Annotated in this window: 2 protein-coding genes; both read right to left on the reverse strand. The window is 57.6% G+C overall.

What is annotated here, in order from left to right; genetic code table 11:
* Nucleotides 1–231 precede the first annotated feature (231 nt).
* Entirely contained in the window at nt 232–1,176 is a 945-nt protein-coding gene (locus tag AB9K37_RS00065; protein WP_369835044.1) for an ABC transporter permease, read from the reverse strand.
* Nucleotides 1,177–1,191: 15 nt separating this feature from the next.
* Entirely contained in the window at nt 1,192–2,682 is a 1,491-nt protein-coding gene (locus AB9K37_RS00070) for an ABC transporter substrate-binding protein (RefSeq protein WP_369835045.1), read from the reverse strand.
* Between the last annotated feature and the right edge of the window lie 269 nt (nt 2,683–2,951).

The raw sequence follows: 2,951 nt of genomic DNA on the forward strand, positions 1-2,951 counted from the left end.
CCTTCAAATACAAGTCCACGGTGTATATCCCCAAGCCCTCCCGAAATCCGAAAGGGCAAAAGTGGACGACTTTTACGCCGCCCGCGACAACACTATGCCGTCGCTACCGTGGCCGAGTATTGCTCCGCCGTTCACACCCAAAGGCAAAACCCAGCACGACCGCTAGAATAACGATCCCGATTGGGCGGCCACGCATGACTTTTGTAGGTGCAATAGGCGTGCTTAGATCGGTCATCGTGCAACCTCGCGCGGATCAAGCAGACGCGCGGCGATATCTGCCAGCGCATTGACCAAGACAAAGGCAAGCCCCATCACAAGTGCGGTGCCTTGGACCATTGGCACATCGCGGTGAAACACAGCATGAACCAGCGCGTGACCGATCCCCGGCCAGCCAAAGATTGTTTCAACCACAACAACCCCTTCCATCAACGCAACGAACTGCGCCGCAATCAATGTCAGCACTGGTACCGCAACGTGGCGCAGTCCGTGGCGCACCACCACTTGACCCTCTGACAGCCCTTTCCAACGTGCAAAGCGCCACCAGTCCGAGGACTTCGCTTGGACCACAGCTTCGCGTGTGATCCGCGTTGTGTTCGCAGCCAGACCAATGGCCAGCGTCAGTCCCGGCAGGATCAAATGACGGACCTCTCCATGGCCAGCGGCAGGAAGCAGGCGGAAGGTGGTCGCGAATAAAACGATCAGAACAAGACCCAATAGAAATTGAGGCGTCGCTTTGAAGATCGAGGCCAAGACCACCGTCGCACGATCAAACAGACCACCCGGATGCAAGCCTGCCCAAAGTCCCAAGGGTGGGCCAATCAGCAGCGACAAAATGATCGCTATTCCCGCTAGTTGCGCCGTGGCGCCAAATTGGTGCGCGATTTCACTATGGACCGCTTCGCCTGTGACCAGTGACACCCCAAGGTCACCTTGGAACACACCGGAAAGCCAGCCAAGGAACGCAGCAATCCCTGCGGGGTCCCCGATTTGGCTGCGGACAAGTTCCGCGTTTTCGACGGTGACATTGTCATAGCCAAAGCGCGCAGCCGCGATCCGAAATATCATATCACCGGGTAGGGCTTGCATCATTGCAAAGCTCAATACGCCGACGAGGATGGCAACCACCACCGCCTGCGCCAGGCGCCACAACAGGGCGCCTGAAACTGATTTCAACATTATTCGGGTACTCGTTTATTCTCCGGCCCAAGTCACGCGGGACAAGCCGAGAGTTCGTTCGAACGGGTCGACAACCACGCCGTCCACTTCGTCAGAGACAGCCATGTTAAGCTGGTACCAAGCGATCGGCAGCACTGGCAGCTCTGCTTGTAGGGTGGCGACCAACTCCTCTCGCGTACCATCAGGAGCGGTGCCAGCAGCCATCGCTTTGACCTGCGAGGTAAATGTCTCATTCACCCAACCCATTGCACCCCAGTCACCGCCGGGCGCGTAGTCTTGCAGCAGGGTTCCAACCGGATCAGGAACCAGCGCAAAGTTGCGGGCGAACAGTGCCGTCGACAGAGTGCCGTCGTTATGCTTGGCTGGGATCTCGGAAAAGTTGGTGGAGTTGATCACAGGCTTCGCCCCCACGGCGGCAAAAGCTTGCTCCAGTACAGCAGCGACCAGCGGCAGCTCGGGCCGATCGGGATAGGTCAGGATTTCAATTTCCATCGGAGTGCCATCACGCTCTAGAACTCCATCAGAGTTCAGTTCCCACCCTGCGTCAGCAAGTGCGGCCTTGGCGGCCTCTGGGTCATAGCTCAAAGGTTCCAGCGCGTCGTCATGCCAGCCGGCCATACCCGGGGGGAACATTTGGGTTGCCCCGGTGTCATAGCGCAAGACCGCTTTGGCGATACCTGCGCGATCAATGGCAAGCGACAGCCCCTTGCGTGTTGCCGCATCATAGGTTTGGCCGTTTACTTTCAGCATGAGAACACGAGGGATCGCCGCCGAGACGACGTTCAGCCCGTCGGCATTTTCCAAACGTGTGTAGGATGCGGGATCGAGCGACAGGGTGATGTCCGCATCCCCGGACTCGGCCATCAAAGCGCGCGTTTCTGCGCGGCTCACACCGTGGTATGCTGCTTTCTCAATCGCAGCTTGGTCTCCCCAGTACCCGTCATAGGCGTCAAGCTGCATGTTGGTCGGCGGAGAGAACTCGGTCACGCGGTAAGGTCCGGTCCCAACCACTTCGGACACAGCACCATCCTGAATTGAAGAAGGTGCAATGATGGCCGAACGGTACTCCACGAGCATAGCGGGCAACATGGCAAAGGGCTCTGACAGTGTCATCGTTACTGTCAGCCCGTCGCCTTCAATCCCTTCGACTGGGGTTTTTGCGAGCAAGCCCCCATTGCCTCGCGACCAATTGAGGGTCTCGGCGACGGCGGGGCCGTCCATTGCGCTGCCATCGTGGAACGTGACGCCATCGCGTAGGGTGAAAGACCAAGTCAAGCCGTCGCTTGAAACGCTCCAGTCGGTTGCCAAGCCGGGAACCAAGGTGCCGTCAGCCTTTGCATCGACCAAGGTTTCAACCACATCCATCTTTAGCAGGATATTGCCTGACGTGATCGGATCAGCACCTTTGATTTCGAAGGGGGCAACAACGTCTAGGACGCCGTCATTCGCCAATGCCGGAACGGCTGTTCCAGTCATCAATAGTGCAAGCAAAAGGGATCGTTTCATTTGGCTCTCCTAAGCAAGAGTGGTTCGTCCGCAAAGGCCTCTGCTTTTGCGTAAGTGAGGATGAGGTTTTGGCTGAAAGAGGCGCATAACCGGTGCCTTCTTTCCGCTTAGCGGACTAGTTATATTATATTGTCAACGGCGGAGTAAAATTCGGCCATTGTGGCGGAGCAAAAGTCGGCCAGTTTGGGGCGAGCGCCTTGGAGCGTGCGGCCCTCATATAGCAAGCCCGGTCCAAGGCGCATTGGCCGTCAGGCCAATTCTGTGAGGTT

Source organism: Donghicola sp. XS_ASV15 (assembly GCF_041224595.1).
Classification (GTDB): Bacteria; Pseudomonadota; Alphaproteobacteria; order Rhodobacterales; family Rhodobacteraceae; genus Donghicola.

Excerpts from the sequence above, each read along its gene's own strand:
- AB9K37_RS00070 (WP_369835045.1), bottom strand. The coding sequence starts at position 2,682 with ATGAAACGATCCCTTTTGCTTGCACTATTGATGACTGGAACAGCCGTT.
- AB9K37_RS00065 (WP_369835044.1), bottom strand. The coding sequence starts at position 1,176 with ATGTTGAAATCAGTTTCAGGCGCCCTGTTGTGGCGCCTGGCGCAGGCG.